At 37.5% G+C, this 25965-nt stretch carries 18 protein-coding genes; 3 read left to right on the top strand and 15 right to left on the bottom strand.

What is annotated here, in order from left to right:
* Positions 1 to 250: 250 nt before the first annotated feature.
* The gene (locus tag PALPR_RS02840; protein ID WP_013444104.1) at positions 251 to 4003 is read right to left on the bottom strand and encodes a beta-galactosidase small subunit-related protein; all 3753 of its coding nucleotides are present in this window, start codon (positions 4001 to 4003) and stop codon (positions 251 to 253) included.
* A gap of 316 nt (positions 4004 to 4319) precedes the next feature.
* Here PALPR_RS02840 and PALPR_RS16150 point away from each other — a divergent pair, with 316 nt between their 5' ends.
* Positions 4320 to 4376, top strand: coding sequence for a hypothetical protein (locus PALPR_RS16150; protein WP_419185428.1), 57 nt, complete (start codon positions 4320 to 4322; stop codon positions 4374 to 4376).
* Positions 4377 to 4835: 459 nt separating this feature from the next.
* On the opposite strand, the gene PALPR_RS02835 is transcribed toward PALPR_RS16150, so the two are convergent.
* From PALPR_RS02835 to PALPR_RS02775, 14 genes are all read right to left on the bottom strand, one after another.
* Positions 4836 to 6662 carry a radical SAM protein gene (locus PALPR_RS02835; protein ID WP_013444103.1) on the bottom strand — a complete coding sequence of 609 codons (1827 nt, stop codon included), beginning with the start codon at positions 6660 to 6662 and terminating at the stop codon, positions 4836 to 4838.
* Positions 6663 to 6670: 8 nt separating this feature from the next.
* Complete coding sequence (locus PALPR_RS02830) at positions 6671 to 8158, bottom strand: hypothetical protein (protein ID WP_013444102.1); 1488 nt, start codon at positions 8156 to 8158, stop codon at positions 6671 to 6673.
* A 6-nt stretch (positions 8159 to 8164) separates the two neighbouring features.
* The gene (locus tag PALPR_RS02825; RefSeq protein WP_013444101.1) at positions 8165 to 9718 is read right to left on the bottom strand and encodes an ATP-binding protein; all 1554 of its coding nucleotides are present in this window, start codon (positions 9716 to 9718) and stop codon (positions 8165 to 8167) included.
* Positions 9711 to 11378 (bottom strand): ATP-binding protein, encoded by a 1668-nt coding sequence (locus PALPR_RS02820; protein ID WP_013444100.1) that lies wholly within the window; start codon positions 11376 to 11378, stop codon positions 9711 to 9713. The genes PALPR_RS02825 and PALPR_RS02820 overlap by 8 nt, the downstream gene beginning before the upstream one ends.
* A 1-nt stretch (position 11379) precedes the next feature.
* Positions 11380 to 12540 carry a hypothetical protein gene (locus PALPR_RS02815; RefSeq protein WP_013444099.1) on the bottom strand — a complete coding sequence of 387 codons (1161 nt, stop codon included), beginning with the start codon at positions 12538 to 12540 and terminating at the stop codon, positions 11380 to 11382.
* A 508-nt stretch (positions 12541 to 13048) separates the two neighbouring features.
* Positions 13049 to 13969: a carboxypeptidase-like regulatory domain-containing protein gene (locus tag PALPR_RS02810; RefSeq protein ID WP_013444098.1), complete on the bottom strand. Its 921-nt coding sequence runs from the start codon at positions 13967 to 13969 to the stop codon at positions 13049 to 13051.
* A gap of 520 nt (positions 13970 to 14489) precedes the next feature.
* Entirely contained in the window at positions 14490 to 14636 is a 147-nt protein-coding gene (locus PALPR_RS15875; protein ID WP_013444097.1) for a hypothetical protein, read from the bottom strand.
* Positions 14637 to 14931: 295 nt separating this feature from the next.
* A complete protein-coding gene (locus PALPR_RS02805) occupies positions 14932 to 15777 on the bottom strand; it encodes a LytTR family transcriptional regulator DNA-binding domain-containing protein (RefSeq protein ID WP_013444096.1) in 846 nt (281 codons plus the stop codon).
* A 247-nt stretch (positions 15778 to 16024) separates the two neighbouring features.
* Positions 16025 to 16756 (bottom strand): DUF3108 domain-containing protein, encoded by a 732-nt coding sequence (locus PALPR_RS02800; RefSeq protein ID WP_171805016.1) that lies wholly within the window; start codon positions 16754 to 16756, stop codon positions 16025 to 16027.
* A 131-nt stretch (positions 16757 to 16887) separates the two neighbouring features.
* Complete coding sequence (gnd, locus tag PALPR_RS02795; RefSeq protein ID WP_041620622.1) at positions 16888 to 18354, bottom strand: decarboxylating NADP(+)-dependent phosphogluconate dehydrogenase; 1467 nt, start codon at positions 18352 to 18354, stop codon at positions 16888 to 16890.
* A 122-nt stretch (positions 18355 to 18476) separates the two neighbouring features.
* Entirely contained in the window at positions 18477 to 19601 is a 1125-nt protein-coding gene (gene pdxB / locus PALPR_RS02790; RefSeq protein WP_013444093.1) for a 4-phosphoerythronate dehydrogenase PdxB, read from the bottom strand.
* A gap of 197 nt (positions 19602 to 19798) precedes the next feature.
* The gene (uxuA, locus tag PALPR_RS02785) at positions 19799 to 20968 is read right to left on the bottom strand and encodes a mannonate dehydratase (protein ID WP_013444092.1); all 1170 of its coding nucleotides are present in this window, start codon (positions 20966 to 20968) and stop codon (positions 19799 to 19801) included.
* 154 nt (positions 20969 to 21122) lie between these two features.
* Positions 21123 to 21935 (bottom strand): SDR family oxidoreductase, encoded by an 813-nt coding sequence (locus PALPR_RS02780; protein WP_013444091.1) that lies wholly within the window; start codon positions 21933 to 21935, stop codon positions 21123 to 21125.
* Positions 21936 to 21983: 48 nt separating this feature from the next.
* Positions 21984 to 23057, bottom strand: a complete 1074-nt coding sequence (locus PALPR_RS02775) for a substrate-binding domain-containing protein (RefSeq protein ID WP_013444090.1) — start codon at positions 23055 to 23057, stop codon at positions 21984 to 21986.
* Between the two features lie 642 nt (positions 23058 to 23699).
* Here PALPR_RS02775 and PALPR_RS02770 point away from each other — a divergent pair.
* Together PALPR_RS02770 and uxaC are read left to right on the top strand one after the other, a co-directional pair.
* Positions 23700 to 24065, top strand: a complete 366-nt coding sequence (locus PALPR_RS02770) for a winged helix-turn-helix domain-containing protein (RefSeq protein ID WP_013444088.1) — start codon at positions 23700 to 23702, stop codon at positions 24063 to 24065.
* A gap of 484 nt (positions 24066 to 24549) precedes the next feature.
* Positions 24550 to 25956 carry a glucuronate isomerase gene (uxaC, locus tag PALPR_RS02765; protein WP_013444087.1) on the top strand — a complete coding sequence of 469 codons (1407 nt, stop codon included), beginning with the start codon at positions 24550 to 24552 and terminating at the stop codon, positions 25954 to 25956.
* Positions 25957 to 25965: the final 9 nt, after the last annotated feature.

Below are 25965 nucleotides of genomic sequence, written 5' to 3'. Positions count from 1 at the left end.
CCTAACAGGTTTAAAAAACTGTTAGGGCTTGTTTGTGAATGAATGCGAAAGAGTTTATTTCTGCAAACAGGGAATACGGTTCAACCGATGCTTCCTTGCTGCGTCGCAAATCCGGCGCTATCGGGAGGCGTTCCGACGGCGCGAAGCCCCGGGTATTGTAGACAGTTATTTTTTCAAATATTCCATTCTTGATTTTGTCAGCTGGAAACTTTGTTTCAATCTTACATCAATATTTTCCTCCGAACCATAATTACTTATTGATTTTAAATGGTTTTATCGAACTTGTGAACTGTATGGCCTGAGGAAGGGTTTGATATTTATTAAGCACCCCTATTGCCGTGCATCCTACCCCTGTAGTTTGATAGTCGAAATTAAATGTTACACCATCCGATTTTACCAACTGATAGGTGTACTTCGCTTTCGATAAATTCTCGGTTGTGTAGTTGTAGCAATTGAAATTAAACGATTTATCTGCCGAAAATTCTATGCCAATGCCATCTTTGTTTGATAGTGTTACCCACTTGTTGTCAGTACGCAATCCACAATCCTGAGGAATCAAATAAGGCATAAACATTTCATCCACCGTAGTTTTATAGCGACCAATCCGATAGCCGGTTTTGCGGTCGGGATAATTCTCCTGTGGCCCACGTCCAAACCATTCAACATTTTGCATTTGGTCATTGAAAACCCATTTTGTTCCGATGCGTGGCAACGACGGGGGCATTCTTCCATTCGGATTAATCGTGTGCTGTAAACTAATTTCACCGTCGGGCGTAATCGTATAAATCATCTCATTTTCGAAGCCGGCATTTCCAGCATTTCCAAAAAGGTCAATAGTACGAATACTGACAATTACATTTTCTGTCTTATTTTCAACCCGAAATGATTCAAGTTTTGACTTCATCTTATCCAAACCAATGGCATACCATGAATTAGCAACCATCCTTCCGTAGCCCTCGGCTCTGCCTGAACCAGCGGTCCAGTCGTCCTGTTCGTTTGCCAGAGGGGCACGCCAAACATTCAGTTGCGCTCCCTGTTTCAGCAATTCTGTACCCATGTATTTCATGGAGTACAGTTGTCCATCGGCTTTATTAAAGGAATAATCGAAATTTACTCCGGATACAATCAACTGTTGCTCATTATTTGTTACTTTCAACGAATTGGTCTGATGCTGCACCAATTTTTTATCGGCAGGAACAATCCATGGCATTTCCAATTGATCCCAATACAGTTCAAAACCCTTTGGCGCCCATTGTGCAGCTTCTTTCGAATGAAAACTAACTGTTACCAAATAGGTTGCACCGGCTTTTAGCTGAGGCTTTGTGATAGGAAGAACGTAGATTTTTTTTGCTTCCGCTTCGACATCCACCTCCAATTTTCCGGAAGCAATCGTGATTCCATTTTCTTCCAAATTCCAACGTGCATCAAAAGCATTCGTATTGGTAAAAAAGTTTCGGTTCTGAACTTCAATTTCCATTTTTTCGGCATTGCTCCACTTTACAGAAATGGGTTGAGCCGACTTTTTCATTTGCCACATTTCAGGCTCTACACGGCGGTCGGGCCAGATGCTGCCGTAGGTACGTGCTCCAATTCCATAGCTGAAAAACTCGCCTTCTTTTTGCTCCTGTTCAAAATCGAGCCACAAAGCAGCACTATTTTTCAAGTCAGGTTTTGCTGCAAATAAATCATTGATTTCAATCGCTTTTGGGAAAATGCCTACCTGATCAATAATGGCATCGCATAAATAACTGGATAAATGCTGACCTTGTGTCTCGGCATTCTTACCAATATTAAGTGGGAAAGGAAAATTGGTAATTTTCCCGGTAACCGGTTTTTCAGCCACCTTTTTATTGTCGATAAATAGTGATATAGATTTCCCGTCATAAATACCTGCCACATGATGCCAGTTTTGTATCCAATCTTTGGGTAATTCAGCACTGACAACTGTTTTTCTCGAAGTGTAGATATAGAAATCGAGTGATTTGTCACCAATTTGCTGCAAGCCAAATTGATAGTTTCCTTTGGTGAGCAGTGTTCCACCCGTTTTCATTAAATCGCGTGGAAAAATCCAAAACGAAACCGTTAGTTCATTACCCGAGATTTCAATATTTTTATCCTGATACACTTCCACCCACTGATCGTGACCATTCAGATCAATACCTTTGCCATCGTGTCCGGCAACTAGTTTGGCGCGTCCCATGATGTTAGTTGGTACATTGTTTGGTGAGGAATCTGTCAATTTGCGAACGGGCTCGTGCAAGCCCGGACTCACGAAATCCCAGATTGCTCCGCCCATAATGCGTGGATACTGGTAAATCACATCCCAATATTCGTCCAGTCCACCACCGGCATTTCCGGCCACCGAAAGGTATTCGTCCATAAACGAGGGTCGCGGATCAACACTTTCAGGAATCATCCCCACTTGGTTTTTGAGTTCAAAAGGTGAAGGGTAACGTGGCCCGATAATCTCTTCGCAAGGGTGAGAAAAAGCATTTCCTCCATACATCCAGCTACGTGTACTGTCGTATTTCTTTCCTTCATCAATCACGTCACAAATATTTTTCCCTTCGCCACTTTCATTTCCGGCGCTCCAAAACAGAATACTGGCATGATTACGGTCGCGCAACACCATTTTGCGAACCCGCTCGCGGTACATGGGCACCCATTCAGTTCTATCACTTAGATATTCAGTTGCATGAGCTTCATCTCCTGCTTCGTCAATTATATACAATCCATATTCGTCGGCCAACTCCAGATACCTTGAAACCGGTGGATAATGTGAAGTTCGCACACAATTGATATTGAATTGTTTTAGTATTTCAAAGTCTTTCCGAATGGTGGCTTCGTCCATGGTGTGCCCCAAATCGGGATGTTGCATGTGCGAGTTAATACCGTTCAGTTTAATGGCTTTTCCGTTCAGATAGAAAACCTGATGGCGAATTTCAGTCTCTTTAAACCCAATGCGACCGGCAATTACCTCTTCGGTTTTCCCTTCGCCATTGATTAATTCCAGCGTTAACTTGTAGAGATTAGGCGTTTCAGCGGTCCACTTTTTAGGATTTAATACTTCTGATGAAATATTAATAATTTGCTTATTATCAGCAGTTATTTGAACTGCATCAGAAGTAAAGTTCTGAACCAATACATTTTGTGCATTAAACAGCGAAGTGCGAACCTTGTAGTTCTGTTTATCGGTTTTCGATTGATTATTTACCGTAATCTGCAAATTCAGTTTTGCGTTCTTATAGTTTTCGTCTAAGTCGGTAGTGGCATGCCAGTCAAAGATATGTACATCCGATTTTGCAAACAACCAAACATCGTCGAAAATACCAGCCAGGCGCCAATAGTCCTGACTTTCGAGGTACACACCATCTGAATATTTAATTACGTTGACGGCAATGGTATTTTTTCCCGGTTTCAGGAAACTAGTCACATCATATTCGGCAGGCTCTTGTGCACCTTCGTTGTAGCCCACTTCCTGTCCGTTAACCCAGACAAACGATGCCGAAGCGGTTTTCTCCATGCGCAAGAAAATGTGTTTGCCTTTCCAGTTCGCCGGTAACGTAAACGATTTGCGATAGGATCCGGTTGGGTTGTATTCGCGGGGAACAAAAGGCGGATTGGAGCGAAACGGTTGTGCAACATTTCGGAAAAAAGGATCGCCAAAACCCTGCATTTCCCAGTTGGACGGAACTGTAATTTCAGACCATTTCTGATCATTAAAATTGGATGCGAAAAAGTTGTTGGGTGTACCTTCGGGAGTATTGGCAAAATGGAATTTCCACTTTCCATTCAACGAAAGCACATTTTCTGACTTCGATTTCTGAAGATTTAATGCTTCACCAACCGATTTCGAAGGAATACAAACCGTGTGACCTTCAGTCTGGTTGATTTCAAATACCGCTGTATTTTCTATGAAAGAATAAACGTTCGAAAATTTCGATTGCTGTGCGGAGGCTGTAAAACTTGCTAGCGTGATAACTAAACCAACTATTTTTTTCATTCTTGATTATGTTTTTATTTTGATGGAAGACAATATTTTTTCGCAAAGATAAAAAAATAGTGCAAAGGTTTGCACTCGTAAAAAGTGTTTAGGAACATTCTTTCATGAGTGTCCACTTAAATACTCTAAAGTTCTTTGAAGTCATTAAATGTCTGTATTTTATAAACATTATTGTTGCGTATCGACTTTAATTTTTTATCTTGCTCTAAATAGTTAAACTTTCTAATTAATTTTCTTCCTAAACGTGTTTTTGGTGGTTTGGCTTCTAAGTATTCTGGAGACAAATATGTAAAAACACTTCAGTTGTTGGAATCAATTGTTAGTAATAATGTTTGGTCAACTTACAAATCGTTATAGCCTTAAATGCATTTAATCTGCAACTCTTTCTGTTTGTTTTGGAACGGGCTATTTGTTTTTTGAAATATAATTCCAACCCCTCCGCTGCGCTCGTCCCCTTTGGCTAGGGGACAATTACCCGGCGCGGGTTTTTTATAATTAATCATCAGAAGCTATATTCACAAACCTGCACAAGACCTATTTCAACATCTACAAACCCACGCACCCGGATGATCTTCCCTTTTTAAGGGAAGTACCCGCAGGGGGAAGGGTTTTTACCAATTATAAGTAATCAGTTACCAGTATTTTTTGATTTATCAGTTGCATTGCTTCCCAAATTGTGTTTCATAAACGTCATGGGGTCATAAAACAATTCGTTCAGTTCGGTTTTATTCATCGTCAACCAACTGGCACATCCATAATCGTAGAACGATTTACGGATTTCAAGATGCAAATAGTCGTAATTTCCTTTGTATTTCTTTGTTTTATGATTTTATCAAATGAGGTAATGTTTTAAAAGTCTTATGATCTTTGAATTATTCGTAATTGTATCACAATGCTTAAAATCATTTTTTTCAATGATGTTTTTAGCTTCAATTAATTCGAGTTCATTCAAAGAATTAAAATCATTCCACCAAGTATCAGTTTTTCCATTTTTTTCATAATATGATCTATAAAGGATGTAAGATTCTGGCATATATAGTAGTTTTATGAATTCTTCTTCGTTTTGTCCAAATGCTCGATTAAAAAAACTTCTACCTTTTCCAACTTTTCCTTTTGTTACATTTAAAATTGCTTGCACCGATCTAATGAATTTTCGATTCCAATATTTCCCCAAATAATTTCTATTAAATCTATCTTCGCCAACAATAGGATGAAATTTCATTGGAAATGAATAAATACTTATATTTAAGCTTTCACTTAAGTCAATATTAATTTTTAATCTGTAATATAATTCCAGAGGTGTATCTGTATCATTATATAATATGTAATTAGATAAGTACTTAATATCATACTTTGCAGCTAATCTTATGGCGTTACAATACTGTTCTTTATATTTTATACTATCAAAGGCAATTCTCAAAGGATGAATAGGAATTTCACTCAACAATTTTATATTGGATTCATTAATTAGTCTAGCATCTACCCCCTGATTGAAATCAACATAACGCAAACGGTAAGAATGTTTATAGTGATTTGTATATAGTTCTGAAATCAGAGGATAGATATTTAATAATTTATCTTTTGTTACAGTTTCAGGTTTTAATAAATCATTATCCTCTAATAAATTATAAAAATTTTGTTGTTCATTTCCTTTGATTTTATTTAGTAAATTTCTAAGCAATGTGTAAGATCTTCTTATGTAGGCTTTATCATTTAGCCCTAGTTTGAGATTTCGAATTGAGATTTCGAGCTGATTTGGTTCAGTATACTTGCCACCTTTTATAAATCCAAGTTGCTTGATCTCTTCAATTATATTGGGAAAACTTGGTGATGCCAACACATTATTATCAAGTAATAAAAGGTTCCGTTTCTCTCCAAAGTTTAATTTTGTTTCTTCTATATATTGAGATATTGGTATAAATTCATCGTATCTAGGTTCAAGAGTTGGTACTGCACAAAATGAACATTTACGAATACAACCACGTGTCATATAACCATAATAAGCTTCATTTTCAGGATATTTATAATCAATTTCATCTAAAATGGAATAATCCAAAGGTAAAGTATCAATAATAATTTCGTTATCTTTATCAAGAATACCTGGTTTATCTAATAATCCTTTGTTGGGTGTTATGCCAGTTTCTTTTATTATATCATCAGAAAGAATTGTTGCCGAAATGCCGCCGACTTTTAACTCGTTGAGGTCTTTTACTAATTTCTTAGAAAAATTTATTGTTTCAATTGTAATTTTCCAATAAAAAGTAAATAAAGTAGTAACATATATTCTATCATAATATGGTTCTTTCTCGTATAACTTTTTTGAATAGTAATTTTTATAGTTTTCTATGCAGCTATATATAAGTATCTTATAATCTGAGTTGTCAATATTTAGTTGTTCTAAATGTTTATGGTTTTTAGTTCTGATGAAAACCGAAATTGTATTTCGGTTTTCGAACCAATTGATTGAATTATCTATTTTTTTTAATTTATCAATACATAAATCAGTAATATTTTTGATGACTAAGTCTTTTAAATTTCCTTTGAAAAAAGTTATGTTATCACCTAACATCCTATGATAAGTGGCGATTTTCATTAATCCTATAGGAGGATATTTATTTTTATAATTTGGTTCTAATAGTAAGATATTTCTATTTGTCATTATAGTGTTTAGCACAATGTTTTTAATTGTTTATAAATATCATCCCAAGTTTTTACTCTGATTACATTCTTAGGAAAATCATAATACTCTTTTTGGTTATATGGTTGGTCAAACATAAAAATATAATCGCATAATCCAGATAACTTTATTGCATTCTCAGGTGTGTCTTCAACAAAAAACTTAAAACCTTTATTATTTGCATATTGAAATCTATTTTTATTTATAATTGCATATCTATTGTGTCTCATAAATCTTCTGTCAGAAATATAGGGATTTCCTTTTTCTATTAGTACCTTTTTCTTACTACTAAAAAAGATCTTCTGAAGACAATAATATACAGATTTTGAATAGTATACTATTATATTTTCTTTTACAAGAGGCTTTGAAGTGTTAAATGCGTTATTTATCCATTTTGAAGTAATATGCGATATTTCTTTTTTATTTAAAGGAGTAAATCCTTTTTCAATTATTATTTTTTTTATATACGTTTCATCGCTCCCATATTGTGGCCAATCACGATATGAAAAAAACTTAATTTTATATCCGAATCTCTTCTGAAGATCATTAATCCTTTTTGCTGCATTATCTTTAATAATTAAAGATTCCCAATACTCTTTTGTATTGAAAACAAGCCTTTCTTCTAAATCACTTATACCAATTCCTAGGTTTAAACTAACTGGAATTTCTTTAATTGCATTAGCTTCAATGTCTTTTCCCGTTAGAGTTTTAATCCAACTAATAAAATGTTCTGTCTGATTATTTAAAACTCCATCAATATCAATACCTATTGAAAAGTTTTTTAGATAGATATTCTGTCTTCTATATGAAAGTAATACATAAAAGCCAAAATGCAATAATAAAAATAAAGATATAATCAACATTGTTAGTTGATTCGTTATAGGTATATCTCCTATATATGAAAAACCAAAAACATATGGAGATACACACATATGCAAAGCAAAAGCTGTATGTAAAAAACCGCAATTAATTAATGCAAAAACTATCAGTAGAGGAAAGAAAAAAGTCTTTTCATAGTATTTAGGTTTTGATGATGTTGTAGGTAGTTCCTGATAATTCATATATTCCTTAAAACTAAGATTAGATTTTTCATAGAAATATCTTCTAACTTTGTTCACAGCTCTAGCATATAATAAAGCATCATGTCTTAAGTTTACAATATATAATAATATAAAAAATCCAATTATGGAAATTGCTGAAAAGTAAAAGAAAGCAACATCATAATAGATTTTCGGTTTTAATCCAGTAAATAGATCAGTTAATCCTTTTCCATTATCAGATAATAGCGTTAGTAAAAATACAGGAGCAGCTAAAATTAATAAATAATACCTGAAGAAGAGTGATACTTGTTTAACGGATTCAAAGTGACAATTTGATAAGTTTTTATATTCATCTAATTGGAACTTATAGAAATTAGATCCTTCACCATCTTTTTCAATCGGTTCATTTTCAATCGATATTTCATTTATATCTTCCATAATAAACTATTTAAGTTCTTCTTCTATTTTTTGTATTACATTTTCTGCCGTCTCTTTATCTAATACATCACTTATTACTCCAAATATTCTTGCAATTAGTTTACGTTGTTCTTTGTTTAAACCACTTAGATTATCTGTACGAAATTTCGTTTTACCACACGGATCATTTATTTCAGGCTTAAGTTTATATATATTTATTGAATCTGAACTGACGACACTTTGTAAAATTTTATTTACTGGATGATTTTCAATGTTACTAAAACCTGTCTTTATTTTATTTATTTTATTTTGTGCTTTTTGAGCCTCATCTAATTTTTTTTCAAATTTCTCTTTATACTCCTGATGTTCTGTTTTGTTTGTAAAACCAATTTCCTTCTTTATCTTATATTCTTCATCAAATGTTCTTAGCTCTTCAATTTTTTTCAAGGAACTATTTAAATCGGAAGCTGTGCGACATAGATCATTTATGTTTTTATGAAAAAACTGTTTTAGTTTTTGGTCAAATTCTAAAGATATTTTATTTTCGGAAAAGTAGTCTCTTCTTGAGTTAGGAATTAAATCACAATGAATTCCATGAATTTCTCCAAAAAAATAAAATTGAAACCTTTTATCCCTTTGTAGTTTAATTAATGTGAATTCATCCCCAACTTGTATATTTGATTTTCTTAAGCGAAATCCTCTTGAATAATTAATTTGATTTAGCGATTGATTTTTTCCTGAAATACTATGCCAACCCCAAAATAGCAGTTGTCCATCTTTAGCATATTCCTTAAAGAATTCTATATATAAAATTTCATCTTCTTTTCTTTTGTCATTATCCTCCCCTTTATAAATAGTTGTTGAATAACCTTTATACAGTTGTTCCGTATTCAAATAAATTCTATATTCATCTAACAATAATCCTTCTTTTTTTAATTCATCATAAATAAGGGATTTATAAATAAACCTGCTTGGAAATGGTAGAGGTGCAACCATTGATAAATATTTGTCAACACTCTTCTTATCTAATAAATCTTCATTTGTAACTCCTTCAAGAATTACTTTAAAATAATGTTTATTGGAGTCTTCTTTAGAAACTACCGATGTTGTAACTTTTTGAATAACTGAAACAGCATCCTCTTTTTCATTACGGTCATTTATTATTTCTTTGAGCAAAGTAGCATCCCATATTAATGTTGTTTTGGTATCTTCTCCTTTATAAGAAGTTTCGAAAATTAGTTTTTCACAATATGCTAGCCCTCCTAATCGACCAATTCCTCTAAACCCTTTGTCAATTCCTCTTTGTTTAGTAGATTGAGCAATATTAAGAAGTATTGGCAATGCTTCATTTTGAGATATTCCTGTGGCATTGTCATAAATTTCCACATTTTTCTCATCCTGATTAATTGAAATGTGAATTTCTTCCTGTTCTTTTTTAATCAAACCCTGCGCAACAGCTTTATCTATTTGATCTGCTGAATTCTGAATATATTCGCGATAGATAAATCTACTATCTTCGTACATTCCAATCGTTAAGGATTCAATTACATCTTTTCCTATAATTGGCGTTGTATTATCCATTTTTATGTTGTTTATATATTGGTTTGGGGAATTTGATATTAATTAGCGAACGAAATATTGGATTCTGCAATATGTATTCACCTTGTTTTAATCTTGTAAGCATAGATTTATAGACATGAGGTACAAATTGAAAGTCACTTTTAGATATTTCTATAACATTAGTTCTTCCATAGGCTAAAGTAGAGCAATTTCCTTTCACACGTTTGTGTATATCACTTATAAATTGCTCTGCACCAAATAAGATTATTCCTAAAGAACGCCCCCTTTCAGTAATATCAAGTAACTGCTTCAATATAGGTGAGCTTTTCGGGATCTCGTTGGATGCATATTTATTTAACTCATCAATAAATATGACAATCTTAGAGGGAATTTCTTTTTCTTCTCTCTCAGTTGTTCCTAGTTTGAGATCATAAATTGCCCTCATAACATCTCCAAAAACAAAACCTTGTGTTTCTTCATCTAATTTTGCAATATCAATTACGAAGACATCGTTTTTCTCAATATTTTGAATTTGATCTTTTAAACGTACTTCATGCTGGTCACAGCAACGATTAGCAAAAAGAGATTTATTTTTCTCATAAGATTTATTAAATAAACGATAGAATTTTCTCCAACTTAATACAGTTATTTCTTTTCCACTATTATCTTTATTCCCTGTTTGAGTCTGTTCGTATAGTGTTTTCTTTAGCTCTTCCCATGAAGTAATGTTGCTAAATTTACCTTGACCAGTTGATATATAGTTTACAATCGACTCCATTGTTTCATTTGGGTCATCAACATTTGAAAACAACAAATCTATGCTTTCTCTATCATCTTCAAAAACATATTTATATTGGAACGCACTCCCTCTATTTATTTGGCTTTTGACATCCGAAACTTGTGCATAAGTAGTTGGCGCTATTTCTTTAGAATATGGATAAAAGTACTTAACATTTTCAAAAGGTTTTTTCTCTAAATCCAATAAATCGTATACCGGAAATATTTCATTTTCGACTAACTCCTTATCTGAGTTAAATTCGTCAACAGAAAGCAGATCTCTACCCTTGACATTTAGCATTACGAAAGCTACAGATTCTTCACTTTTATCTTTTAAGTATTTGTCTTGAATTGCTTTCATTAGAAACATCGCATAAGACGTTTTTGATGCAAGTCCAGAAATCCCTGATATATTTAAATGAGCTCCCTCAGGACCAATTAAAAAATGAGAATTAAAATGTACAGGAATTGTTTTTTTATTTTCACCCTCATACATTTCAATATAACCAGCAGGTAGTGGGTTTTTGACTTCAGCTAAACCTAAAGCTTCTTTAATTTGATCTTCATCTGCTAATAATACATCTGAACTGTCTAATACTGGTGTATATATATTTTTTGTATTACCAACAACCCTACATTTAACATAGTTCATTCCAATGCGTTCAGTTAATGGCTGATGCTCCACATCGCCGAAATCACTAGAAATAAAACCAGCTAGATAACTTGGCGCGTCTGTAATGTGAGAAATTTCTTCAATTACTCCATAAGTTTCTGATTTTTCAATATGCTTTACAACGATAACATCAAAAGGTTTTAATTGCCTCTTTTTGTCAGTCCAAAAATAAAAATCATCAATTGTGGTTGGATTCTTTTCTGTTGCTACTACTTTACCTATGATTTTCATATTAGAATAAGTTTAAAAAGTGTAAATCACTAATATATTGGCTTTTTATAAATTTCTCAGTTAAATATACAGGATATAAATGGTTTGCCCAACGATTGTCACTGCCATAACAAACGGGGTTACGCTCTCTAATGACATTTAAGCTGATCAAATCAACTTCATCAGTTTCCAATCCGTTTTCGCTTTCATTTCCCGTCATTAACATTTTTTCTATTTTTAGTACTCCGGAAAAGGGAGTATCTGTAAATTTGCTATCTCGTATTCTAACATACCAGACTGCAAATCTTGCATCCCCAAATTGTTCTCCTGGTGCATACATAAATGCCGGGGTTCTGTGGAATAAAGGTAAGTGTGCAATAACACTTGCATTACTCTTATCATTTTTATCTTTAAGCAATTCTGGGTTAAATTGCTTTGAAACTCCAATTACACATCGATAATTATTCCTGATCTTAGAAATCTCTCTAAAATCTCCTGTTTTCATTGCCTTATATTGTAATGAGCCATCTTTAATCAAATAATTATCTTGATTTAGTAGATTTCTTGAGGTAAGCTTTGCGACGATTTTTTTTTCACTATCAATCATTTCACTTTGAATTTTTGCAATTCCTTTATTTTCATATGTCTCTCCTACAGGTAGTTTGTTCGAATCATAAGGGAGAATTTTCGAAAAAATCAAATTATATCTTTTTAAGCTTCCAATTTGATTGATTTTATCAGTGAGTGAATTAAAAAATAATTCTGGTTTGTGGCCATCAGCATAAGCATAACTAGGCAAAGATAGAACTAGATTATGTTCTAGTTCAACTTTTCTGAACGTTGAACTATCTACTCGCTCACAACATCCTACTCCAATTTGTCCCGCAATAATTGGGAAAACCTTTTTTTGATATTCAATATCATCAATCTTATACGTTCTTCTTGTTCCATCAAGAAAATATCTAAATAGTGGTGCAGTCCCTTCAAATTGTTTTATTTTTTTAGTTAGATCACGCGTGTATGGTGAGTTTTCTGTTTCTCCATATTCTTTAAGATTAATCTTTTCATTTGGTTTATCTTCGTAGGCAATTGATGGCATTGCAAGAATATCATGGCAGAATTTAAATGATCTATAGCATTCTCCCTTTGTCTCTCTTGAGATAAATTGAAGTAATTTTTCCATATTTATATTGTCTTTAGATTTAAACATTCCTTTCCAAAAATCAATTGTAGCGTTAATGTATTTATTTGCATATTGTTTTGCTTATTTTTTGAAAGAATCGTTGTATACTGAAAAGCTGATGTTGAAATTATCTTTCGGAAAGATATTTATAAAAAATGAACCCCAGTATATATAGTCCTCGTAATTATTTGGTATAATTCTTCCCCTCTTTAATAAATTGACAATCCCCTAAAGCTGGCTTTCTAAAAATTGTTTTTTATCTTCTAACATAAAATGCTTTTTTTCCGCCTCAAATTTACGAATCATTTTTTAACCGCATGCAATTTAAATAAATTATTTTTCTTTTTCTGAATAATTTTCTTACTTCATCGGGGTATTTCTTTTCTTTCGACTACGCTCAAGAACCATTGGTCGTTGAGCGTAGTCGAAACGACGAAACAATAAAAAAGAGAGTCGAATACATTTCAACTCTCTTTTTGGTGCAGGTTACGATGTCGGCGGTTATTGTTTATTTTACTTTGGTTCCGCTTTCTTTGGTCATGGTGGCTGTAATGGTTATCAGATCGTCGCCCGGAATACTGATGGTAAACGTCTGACTGATGTATGCCGGTTTGGACAGTTGTACGGTGTACACTCCGGGTTCGATGGATTTGATATTTGTTCCGCCATTGTCGCCGGTAGTTTTTTCGAGTACGGTTACGCCATCCAGTATAAACGTTATCACTACGCCCGGTAGCCCCAGTCCTGTTTCGGCATCGGTGATGGTACTATTTACCATAAGCGAAGAACTGAAGTAGACGATTTTGCGATTGTCCTGATACTCGGTATACAGCGGGGTGTTGGTGAATTTCAGGGTGTCGATCAGCAGGTCTATTTTCTCAATGATCAGCATTTCGGCGGTAAAGAGGGCACCCATGCGGTCGGTAATTTGTTTACGGCTTATGGTTCCGCCCTTTGGTGTACCGATAGCTGCTTTGAAGGCATCGATGGCTGTTTTAAGTTCGGGCAATTTATTGGGTGTTACGCCATACTCTTGTAATTCGCTCTGATAGCGCATTCCTGCCGAATAAATAACCGACAGGTAGGTGTCCACTTCATTGTCGGACGCTTTACGGAAGTCGGTTGCTGTATAGGCTACCTCGTTGGCCAACACAATATTGTCGGACATTTGGGCATACAACTGCAATGCTTTACAAACCTCGATAGCCTTTTGTGTAGCTGTTTTGCGCAAGGCATCTTTTTGTTGGCTCAATCCCTTAATGTCTGTGGCCTGCTGCTCTTTAAGCAGATCAATTTCGTCGAGATTGCGTTCCAATTCGGGCTGTAATGTATTCAGCACAATAAATACAGATAATGCATTCGATTCTTTTCTCAAAAATGCAACGATACGTCTTAGCATTGAATAAATGCTGCTTTGTTTTGAAGTCATAGTTCTTTGTTTTTTATTTGTTTGTATTGATTTACAAGATATTTAGTTTGTGATCTTACTACCCCAAGCCCCTAAAGGGGATGTGTAATTAGTTTCGTCTCCTATACCTTCTATTGATTGAGTATTGTCTAGTATACCACTCTTAAGTCCCTTTAGGGGTCTGGGGCGGTATTATGTTTTTATTTGTTTGTATTGAGTTACGGGATATTAGTTTGTGATCTTACTACCCCAAGCCCCTAAAGGGGATGTGTAATTAGTTTCGTTTCCTATATCTTCTATTGATCGAGAATTGTCTAGCATACCACTCTTTAAGTCCCCTTCAGGGGTTTGGGGTCTCCTGTTTCGCTGCAAACCATCCCTTTCTTTCGTTCGGCAGATGCGTTCTTTTGTTCGTCAGACGTGTTCTTTCGCTTGGCAGATGCGTTCTACTCTACATCACATGTCGTTCTTTCGTTCGGCAGATGCGTTCTTTTGCTTGGCAGACGCGTTCTTTCGTTTGGCAGATGCGTTCTACTCTACATCACATGTCGTTCTTTCGTTCGTCAGACGCGTTCTTTTGTTCGGCAGACGTGTTCTTTTGTTCGGCAGATTTGATAATTGAATGTTGAGAATTGATAATTTTCATTTTCCATTCATCATCTTCAACTTTCCATTTATCATTTTCCATTTTCTTTTCGTTCTCTCCTCCGAAAGACGCTTCAAATATAAATGCAGTTTTGGAAACCTTAATGGGTGTGTGAAGATTGAATGCTTTTTTGGGAAAATTAAAAGCAGCGTGTGATGTTTAGCGGAAATGTGTGAAGTTTGAGGGTTAAATTTATGGCTTTTCGTGAGTTTTTGTATGCTTGTCGGGGCTGTAGTATTATTCTGAATGAATGTTCGCCTCGCAGGACAAGGTCAGTTCCGTACAAGTACGCTGAAATTTATAAGCTCTGCTGTAAAATATTATCTATCCGTTTAATTCACTTCCGGTTATTAAGCAGATATTGGTCAAAGTCGTGCCTGTGTTTATAGGATACGTTGAGTTTTTTGTCGTACCCGATGAGTTTCAGCCTCTTTTCGCCGCTTTCGGTTACACAGTATTCTATTTTATGCGTATTTACCAGGTAAGACACGTGACATGATTTAAACTCCGGGTAGACTGACATCATTTCGAGCAGAATTTTCATGCTACGCCTTTCTTTTTCTTCCATTATTCCGGCTTCGGATACGTAGTATATAAACTGATAATTACCGGACTGATAGAAAAATAAAATGTTGTAGAGCGGAATTTCTTTTCCTCCGTCACACCGGAATACCGACATAGCTTCTGCGCCCGGATGATGCAGGGTAAATTCATGTTTCTCCAGCAGATACACAATGGCCTGCAAAAGTATAATTACAACAACGGGCAGTAAATTAAAACTGAAACTAAATATCAGGATATTGATGAGGTTGGCAGGTGTGCCGGAGGCAGACTGATAGCTGTATGAGAAGCATCCCCAGTTGGCAATGCAGCACGCGGCATAAAACAGGAGCAATACGCTTAGTTCCTTCGTGAGGTTCCATGCTGAGTTATTGAAATATTGACGGAAGATACGCGGTAGCAATGCGTAGAACAGGATGAAAATCAGGATAAATACAGCTCCGAAGCAGCTCAGCATCCAATGTACCCGGGTACTGTCCGAAATATATGCTCCAACAGGCTGATGGAAGTTAAGCGACAGGAATGTATATGCGCATATTCCCGCAAAATAAACTTTTCCGTATTTATGCGTAAACAAACGTGGTATGTAAAGTTTAAGGTATGTACTAATACTTTGTGGCATAACGATTCATGCGAGTAAAACAATCGGTGTAAACAAACAGGCAGACTGTAGAACTTATTCTACTCTGCTAAAAAATAACGGCGTGAAGTTAATATATTATTTTTATTTATGAAAAAATTCAGATAAAAATATTTTGCACGCGATATTTTTCTGTTGCATTGATTGTACATTTCTGCTTATGTAAGCAGGCAGAATGACCGGATAATATACTGTGGGAGTAGATTGATGCAGAGGCAGGAAAGTTGGTTCAATCCTGTAGTTCTATGCTCATGCTGCCGATAAAGAGCCTGGCTTTGACGCGCATGATGACCTGTGCACTGTCAGCCGAGAGCCAAATGCTAATGGCATCCTTGCCGTCGAACACATTATTTTTGGGGATGGTGGGTTTTACTTTGTAGCAGCGCATGTTGCCGAGGGCGGTTTTGATAATTTCTTCGCCCAGGTAGGTAACTTCTATTTTGTAGCCTTCGTCTTCGTAAAATCCGTTGACGGTGAATTTATCGCCTTTTCTGTAGCGGGATAAATCTACGAGCCGGAAAGTCATCACACCCGCTATCACATCGCGTATATTGTCGTGCGTATCGTACACCTTTTTCAGCACATAGGTTTTTGTTTTCTTGTCGTATACCTTTACCTCGGCTTTGTTATTGGGTTGGTCAAAGCGAATTTGCTCGTCCAACTCGTATCTGCCTTCACGTATGCTTCGGTACGACTGATGGGTGGTGATGGTGGCCGTGTCGATATAGGCTGTCCAGGAATCTTTCACGTAGAAGAGTTTGGCCAGTCCGTTTGTTTGCCCGTTGATATCTACTTTGTAGCAGGTATTCGAGCCAACGTTGTAGAGGGTTTTGTCTATGCGGGTAGTGGCACTGCCAATGGTGAGTAATCCCCAACGGGCTTTGTAGTGCAGGGTTTCTCCTGCCACCACACGCTGACTTTCGACTTTCAGTCGGGCTTGTGCCATTAAGCTTACAGGCATCAGCATCAAAAGCCCTATACATAGATTGCGTAAAAACACGGGATTAATTGTTAGTTGATAGTTGAAAGTTTATAGTTGAAAATGGAGAATTTATAGTTAATAATTCTCCATTTTTCATTTTCAATTATACATTAAACAACATAGGTTGTAGAAGAGGTGTCTCCTCCCCTGCCCGTCCAGTTGGTATGGAAGAATTTGCCGCGCGGCTGGTCTGTGCGTTCGTAGGTATGCGCTCCGAAGTAGTCACGCTGTGCCTGAAGCAGATTAGCAGGCAGTTGAGCAGTACGCAATCCGTCGAAATAGCAAAGTGCCGAAGTAAGTGCCGGAACCGGAATGCCATTGGTGAGGGCTGCTGCACACACTCTGCGCCAACCGGCCTGAGCTTTTTCTACCACGCCTTTGAAGTAAGGATCCAGCAGCAGATTTTCCAGTGCGGGGTTGGTCTCAAATGCTTTTTTGATATCGGCCAGGAATATCGAACGGATGATACATCCTCCGCGCCACATTAATGCAATGCCACCGTAGTTCAGATTCCATTTATATTCATTAGCTGCTTCCTTCATAAGATTATAACCCTGAGCATACGAAATGATTTTTGCTCCGAACACCGCATCCTTCAGGTCGGCTATCAGTTGGACTTTATCACCTGTAAAGCTTGCTTTAGGTCCTTGTATGGACTGCGAAGCCAGTACGCGCAGTTCTTTCTGTGCCGACAGGCAACGTGCAAAAACCGATTCGCCGATAAGCGTAAGCGGTATGCCAAAATCAAGCGCGGTGACGGCTGTCCATTTTCCGGTACCTTTTTGTCCGGCGGTGTCCAGTATTTTTTCTACCAGCGGTTCTCCTTTTTCATCTTTGTAAGCCAGTATTTCGGCTGTAATTTCTATCAGGTACGAGTCCAGATCGCCTTTATTCCATTCTTTAAATACCTCGTGCATCTCGTCGGCACTCATGCCCAGCAGGTCTTTCATTACCTGATACGCTTCGGTAATAATCTGCATATCGCCGTACTCAATGCCGTTGTGCACCATTTTTACAAAGTGTCCGGCACCGCCTTCGCCCACCCAGTCGCAGCAGGGAGTTCCGTCTTCCACCTTGGCCGATATAGCCTGAAATATCTCTTTCACGGCAGGCCATGCAGCAGGCGATCCGCCCGGCATCATCGACGGACCGAGCAGGGCTCCTTCTTCGCCACCCGACACGCCAGTTCCCACAAAAAGTAAACCTTTGCTTTCAACATAGCCTGTGCGGCGTATGGTATCGGGGTAATGGGAGTTTCCACCATCGATAATAATATCGCCCGGTTCGAGCAGCGGAATAAGTTGTTCAATGAGTTCGTCCACCGGCTTACCGGCTTTCACCATCATAAATACCTTGCGGGGAGCGGCTATCGATTGCACAAAATCGCGCATTTCGGTAGATCCGATAAAATTCTTCCCTGCACCACGTGCGTTGATAAATCGATCCACCACGCCTTCTTCTATCCCGGGAACGGTTCTGTTGTAAACAGCAACAGTGAAACCTTTACTTTCCATGTTCAATGCCAGGTTCTCACCCATTACGGCTAACCCGATTAATCCAATGTCTGCCTTTTTCATAAAAAAATTGATGTTACCTACCGTCTTCCTGCGAAGCATACCGGTAAACATTACTTGTTAGTTGTTATTATTTTGCGAAAAAATGTATCAGTACTAAATATCCTATCCTGTGCGGAAGGGATTCAGCCGGGCATAAAACCCAACTGTTTCAGTTTTTCTGTTATCGCTTCAGGTACATTGACGGTGTGGAGCGTGTAAGCGGTAAACTCCCTGCGTACAGGGTAATCGCCGCGTTGCATTTCAAACTCTGTGGTGTCGGCTCTGAACCGCCGGTCATCGTCACGAATGTCGTAGGTGCTGAGCACTGCCTTCGCTATTATGTCCTGTTCGGTGAGGCCTGTACCATCTATTTCGATAACAGGATGTACAGGTAATTCAACCCCTAAAGGGCGCCAGTTGTTCAGTCCTAGTGAAAAAAAATTGCTGATTGCCTGCACACTCATCAATGTTCCGGTGGCTTTTCCGTCTCGCGAGTATCCTGCTATGTGGGGTGTTGCCAGGTCGGTAAGTGCCAGCAGTTCAAGGTCTATGTCCGGCTCATTTTCCCAGCAGTCGCATACAAAGCCAGAGAGAGCGCCGCTCTGTAATGCTTCTTTAACGGATGTAGTGTCTATCACTTCGCCCCTGCAGGAGTTGATCAGCACGGGTTTTCTTTTCAGCGAAGTAAAAAACGTTCGGTCACACAAATGAAACGTGGCATCTTCGCCGGTCATGTTGAGCGGTACGTGCAGGCTGATGATATCGGCTTCGTCCAGCACGTGTTGCAAACTTACAAAGTGGCCTTTGCCCTCAGCCCGTTCGCGCGGTGGATCGTTAAGCAGCACTTTCATGCCCAGAAGCTTGCACACCGTAGCCACTTTGCTACCCACATTGCCCACACCCACTATACCAATACATTTTTCGGCCAATATCCAGTTGTTTTTCTGCGCCAGCACCAGCAGTGCCGAAGCTATGTATTGCTCTACCGATTTGGAATTGCATCCCGGAGCGTTGGTCCATTGAATACCGGCTGCTTCGCAATAGTCAGTATCAATATGATCGTAGCCAATGGTTGCCGTAGCGATAAACTTCACCGCCGAACCCGCCAGCAATTGCTCATTGCAGATAGTTCGGGTGCGGGTCACAATTGCATCGGCATCTTTCACTATTTCCGGTGTTGTTTTATTTCCCGGCAAATAAATTACTTCAACTACCCCTTCAAATGCTCCCTGAATGTAGGGTATTTTATCGTCGATTATTATTTTCATGCTTGTTTTGTATCATGAATGATTGAGACATACAAATGTAAGAATAATATTTAATGATTAATTGAAAATTGACAGTGGATAGTTTATCATTCACCATTAATAATTTAGCATTAAAAAAGGCTGTACAATAAGTTTTCACTTACCATACAACCTTTCATTATTTTATAATACCCGATTAATTCATCGGGAAGAACTTACTAAAGTATAGACTTGGCGATTCCCATTTCCAATCCGCGAAGCTCAGCCAATCCTCTGAGTCGTCCGATAGCGGAATAGCCCGGGTTGGTTTTCTTTTTCAAATCGTCCAGCATTTGATGTCCGTGATCCGGGCGCAGGGCTATTGAACACTGACGGCGTTGTTGCAAAAGCACCAGTGCTTTCATTACACCGTACATATCTACATCGCCTTCCAGGTGGTTTGCTTCGTAGAAGTTGCCTTCTTCGTCGCGTTGCGTGCTTCTGAAGTGTACAAAATCAATGCGGTCACCAAAACGTTCCATCATTCCTGCCAAATCGTTGGCGCTGCTCACGCCGAACGAACCGGTGCAAAGGCACAATCCGTTGGACTGGTTAGGCACAGTTTGTATCAGTTTGGCAAAATCTTCCTCGCGACTCAGGATACGTGGTAAACCCAGGATAGATGCAGGCGGATCATCCGGATGAATCACCAATCTGGCTCCTACTTCGTCGGCCACGGGGCATACTTCCGATAAGAAATAAATCAGGTTACTGCGAAGTTTTTCGGCATTAATGTCTTTATATCTGTCCAACGCCTGTTGAAATTGCTCTACGGTAAAGCTTTCTTCCGATCCGGGTAAACCGGCTATCATATTGCGGGTAAGCAGTTGTTTTTCGTCGTCGGACATGCTTTCGAAACGTGCTTTGGCTTTTTCTATTTGCTCCGGCGTGTAGTCTTTCTCTGCATTCGGGCGTTTCAGTATAAACAGGTCGAAAGCTACGAAAGCAGCCATCTCGAAACGCAGGGCTTTGGATCCGTCGGGCATAGTGTAAGCCAGGTCGGTGCGGGTCCAGTCAAGCACGGGCATAAAGTTGTACGTAATGGTGTAGATACCACAGGCCGCCAGGTTACGCACCGAGGTTTTATAATTGTCGATATATACCTGAAAATCTCCGGTTTGAGTTTTGATATGTTCGTGTACAGGAACGCTTTCTACCACAGACCATATAAGACCTGCGTCTTCGATCATATTTTTGCGTTCCATAATATCTTCTACTGTCCATACCTGACCGTTCGGAATTTGATGCAGTGCATTCACTATGTCGGTAGCTCCTGCCTGACGAATATCTGCGAGCGATACAGGGTCATTGGGACCGTACCATCTCCAGGATTGTTTACATAAATACATAATCTTATTGACCCCTAGCCCCTAAAGGGGAATAAAGCTAGTCTATTCTCCTTCAGACAATAAGGGGATTTTTCTAAATATTATTCCTAAAACTTTAATTCATTAAACAAATAAAAATATAAAACTTACCTGGTTTTCCTTTAGGGGTCAGGGTTTAAATGGCAAATGCATCAAAACCGCCGTCGATGACAGTAAGTGTACCCGTTACGAATTTTGAAGCGTCGCTTGCCAACCAGTGCAGTGTGCCGTACAGTTCGTCCGGCTCGCCAAAGCGACCAAATGGTGTGTGAGCAATGATTTTTTCGCCGCGTGCAGTCAACGAACCATCAGGATTGGTCATCAGGGTGCGGTTTTGTTCGGTAAGGAAGAATCCGGGAGCCATAGCATTCACGCGCAGTCCTTCGCCGAATTTGGTTGCCAGCTCAGTGGCCATGTATCGGGTAAAGTTGGTTACGGCTGCCTTCGAAGCGCTGTAGCCTACCACACGCGTCAATGGGCGAAGTGCCGATTCGGAAGAGATATTGATAATACTACCCTGCTTTTGATCAACCATTATTTTAGAGAATACCATAGTCGGTAATACGGTTCCGAAGAGGTTCAGGTCCACCACCTTGCGGAAAGCATCTACTTCCAGGTCGAAAATAGTATTGTCTGGGCCAATGGTAGCACCTGCCATATTACCGCCGGCAGCATTCACCAGTACATCAATACGACCGTATTTAGCCATAATATCGGCAGCGTTTTGTTCGAGTACTTCTTTGTTCAATACATCGGTGGTTACAAAAAAGGCTTCGAAGCCCTTGGATTTTAAATCGGCCACCAGACTCTCGCCTGCTTCCACCATTCGATCCAGAATAACTACTTTACAGCCTTGTTCGCACATATATTCGGCCATACCACGGCCTAGAATACCGCATCCTCCGGTGATCACTACCACCTTGTCTTTTACATCAAAAAGATTTGTCATTGTATAGAATATTTTTAAAATAATATCCAAATACTGTGTATTGGATAATTACTCGTTGAATTTTAAATAATAATCAATGTTTTCTTTCATTAAAACATCTATCGGCACGTAATTTATTCGTGATATTTCTTGCTTGAAAATAAGTTCCTTGCACATAGCCTGAACAGTAAAATAGGCCTGTTTATTTGGCTGTTGCGCTATGAGGTACGATACGATTCCTTGTTTCAGGTAATGAACATTTTTCTCCAATAAGTCATAGCCTATTATGTGTACATCGTCGTGTTGTAGTTTTTCTAAATAACTCGCTAGGCGGTACACTTTGGAGGTAAAGGTAACAGCAGCTTTAATATTGCTATTATTTTCAAATGCATCGCGTACCTTTTGCAAGTTGGAATCTTCGTCATTATCATTAAACTCTACGTTGATGACCTTCAGTTTATCGATCATTTCCACATCCTTCACATATTGCATAAAGCCGTTGTAACGGTTTCTGGTCTGGTTTGAAACAGCCCCGTTACGACGTGTACGCACAATCATCACTTTCTCGTCTTGCTTAAAGGAACTCAACAGTAATTTAGCCGCGATATAGCCGCTCTGAAAAGAGTGTTGCCCATAGTATGTAACAAAATTGGTATTATCAACGATGGAATCGATAAACGAAAACGGAATATCTAATGCGTCCAACTCTGCAGTAAATTTCAGTGCTTCGTCACGGAAGATAGGTGCTACAAAGACTGCGTCGGGCTTTAGTGATAGTACTTCTTCAGAAGTGCGGGTGAAACTGTGAGCATCGAATTGATTGAAATATAGCTGTTTTATTCTTACATTATAATGTACAAACTCTTCTGCTGCCTGTTGAAAGCCGTTATTCACACTTTGCCAATAATCTTGATATCCGTGTTCGGGAATAAGACACACAAAGTGAAACTGTTTTTTTGATGCCAACGATCGGGCAATAAGATTTGGTTTATAATTAATTTCATCGAGCACCTTTTGTACTGCCTCTAAACTTTTGAGTGATACATCTCCACGTTGATGTATCACTCTGTCCACAGTTCCTTCTGATACTCCTGCCAGTTTAGCAATGTCTTTAATTCTAATCTTATCTCCCGTGTTTTCCATCTTTTTTCTGCAATGTGCTTGCCTAGTGTAGCTCTATAAAAAAAATTCATACAAAAGTACAACTTATTTTACAAAAAAACAATTTATTTTTAATGCTTGTGTATGAATACGAAATAATGTTATATTATAGAATAAATATTTATAATCCAAATGCTTGGCAAACCCAATTGTCTTGAGTACACCGCTCAAACATACCTATTTTAAAAATATGACAGTACAATTAATGATAAAAATATTGTGTTTACATCAAATTGTTTAACTTACTTTTTGTTTTTTCAAATGAAATGTGTAGTTTTGCATATTCTAATTTTTAAATTAATGTTTATACTGAATAAAAAAACAAAGATTTATTATGATGGAACGATTTGTTTAAAAAAATCTCTATTATTTTTGTTTTATTTTTTATTTGAGATTTTAGCTGAAATATGCGTCTGTAAAGGATTTGAAATTTAAGATAATCTATTTGGAATAAGATTTTCCAAAAATATCAAATTAAACATGTAATAATTGCGAACAATTTATTAGTCTCTCTTGTTAAAGTTAATGCAGCTTAGATAATATATCAAACAAACAAAAATCAGATTACGAATTTGTCATTCACTTACTGTTCACTATATATTAACACTAAAAAAAAGAAGCAAAATGGAAAACGAAAGAATCATTTTCAAAGCTCATAGCGAAGCTCTTGAAAAATTATTGAAAACTCCTTCTTATACAATCGGAGCTTATTCAATTGATGTTCAGAAAAAAACACTTACTCTGGGAGCTGAAACGACAAGGTTAACAAACAAGGAATTACACTTGCTAATTCTGTTAGCAGCTAATCCTAATGTAATGTTGGAACGCAAATATTTGTTGGAAACCATTTGGGATGAAAACAACTATTTCAATGGAAGAAGCATGGATGTATATTTATGCAAGTTGCGTAAATTATTGAAGGCTGACACTAACCTGATTATTATCAATATTCACGGAAAGGGTTATAAATTAATAGCTCCTTCTAAATAAGATATTGAGAGAAGAATTATTTTAATCCTATTAAGGTTTCTCTTTAAATAAAGACACGATTTATTCGTGTCTTTATTGTTCCTATTCTTTCCTCCAAATCTCACAAAAGTATTAGTATAGCTATAATAAAAATACGACTTATTCTATTATATCCCCTTGTTTAAGAGTTGATTTATAAATGTAATAAATTTATAATCAATGATATAATATTAAACATAACGCTATACTACAGAAATATGCTGAATAAAAAATGTATATTTTCGTGTATATAAAATTATTTGTATCTTCGTGGGCGAACACGGAACTGCTCATTTGAGTTGCTTTGTAGATATAATATGCTTATAATGTGTAGTTTAAAATCAAAACATTTTTTTGTATACGTTTTGCAAGATATATTTCAGAGCAGATAGGGTTATCATCGGCAGTAACTATGTGAATGACTGAAATTAACCAGTAAATATCATATCAAACAGGATAAATTATCATGAAAGACTTTTTAGATGAGAATTTTCTTTTGCAAACAAAAACCGCGCAAAAACTATATCACGAACATGCAGCTCACCAACCCATTATAGATTACCACTGTCATTTAATACCTTCTATGGTGGCTAATGATTATCGGTTTAAGTCACTGACAGAAATCTGGCTTGGCGGTGATCATTATAAATGGCGGGCTATGCGAACCAACGGTATTGCCGAGAAATATTGCACAGGAAAAGATACTTCGGATTGGGAAAAATTTGAAAAATGGGCGGAAACAGTACCTTACACCATGCGCAACCCGCTTTACCACTGGACTCATCTGGAATTGAAAACCGGATTCGGAATAGAAAAGCTTTTATCGCCTAAAACAGCGCGTGAAATTTACGACGAGTGTACCGCTAAGTTACAAACTCCTGAATATTCAGCCCGCAATTTGATGATTAAATACAATGTAGAGGCTGTATGTACCACCGACGATCCTATTGATTCGCTTGAATATCACATAAAAACCCGAAATGATAATTTTGCAGTGAAAATGCTGCCAACGTGGAGACCTGATAAGGCAATGGCTGTAGAAAATCCGGCTGCATTTCGCACTTACATAGAGCAGCTGGCCGAAGTATCGGGTGTAAGCATTTCCGGTTTCGACGATATGATTACCGCACTACGCAAACGCCAGGATTTTTTCGAAGCTCAAGGCTGTAAACTATCCGACCACGGAATCGAAGAATTCTATGCCGAAGATTATACCGAAGCAGAAATAAAATCAATATTCAACAAAGTATATGGTGGACAAGCCCTGACTGAAACTGAAACGTTGAAGTTTAAATCGGCTATGCTTGTCATTTTTGCCGAGATGGATTGGGAAAAAGGCTGGACTCAGCAGTTTCATTACGGTGTGATACGCAACAACAATACACGTCTGTTTAATAAAGTAGGTGCAGATACCGGGTTCGATTCTATCGGAACATTCACTACTGCGAAAGCATTATCTAAATTTTTAGACCGTCTGGATTCGCAGGATAAACTGACAAAGACAATACTTTATAATTTAAATCCGGCAGATAACGAGATGATTGCCACCATGATTGGTAATTTTCAGGATGGAACGGTAGCAGGTAAAATTCAGTTTGGCTCAGGTTGGTGGTTTTTGGATCAGAAAGATGGAATAGAAAAGCAGCTAAACTCACTTTCGGTTATGGGATTGATGAGCCGTTTTGTAGGTATGTTGACAGATTCTCGCAGCTTCCTCTCCTACCCGCGTCATGAGTATTTCCGTCGAACCTTGTGTAACCTGATTGGCAATGACGTAGAAAACGGATTGCTTCCACATCAGGAGCTTGATTTTATCGGTAAAATGGTAGAAGATATCAGTTACAACAATGCAAAGAAGTTTTTTAATTTTTGAACGATAGAT

Origin of the sequence: Paludibacter propionicigenes WB4 (genome assembly GCF_000183135.1) — a bacterium.
Classification (GTDB): Bacteria; Bacteroidota; Bacteroidia; order Bacteroidales; family Paludibacteraceae; genus Paludibacter; species Paludibacter propionicigenes.
Note: the sequence above shows the minus strand (reverse complement) of the source record. Positions and strands in the feature narration are given on the sequence as shown.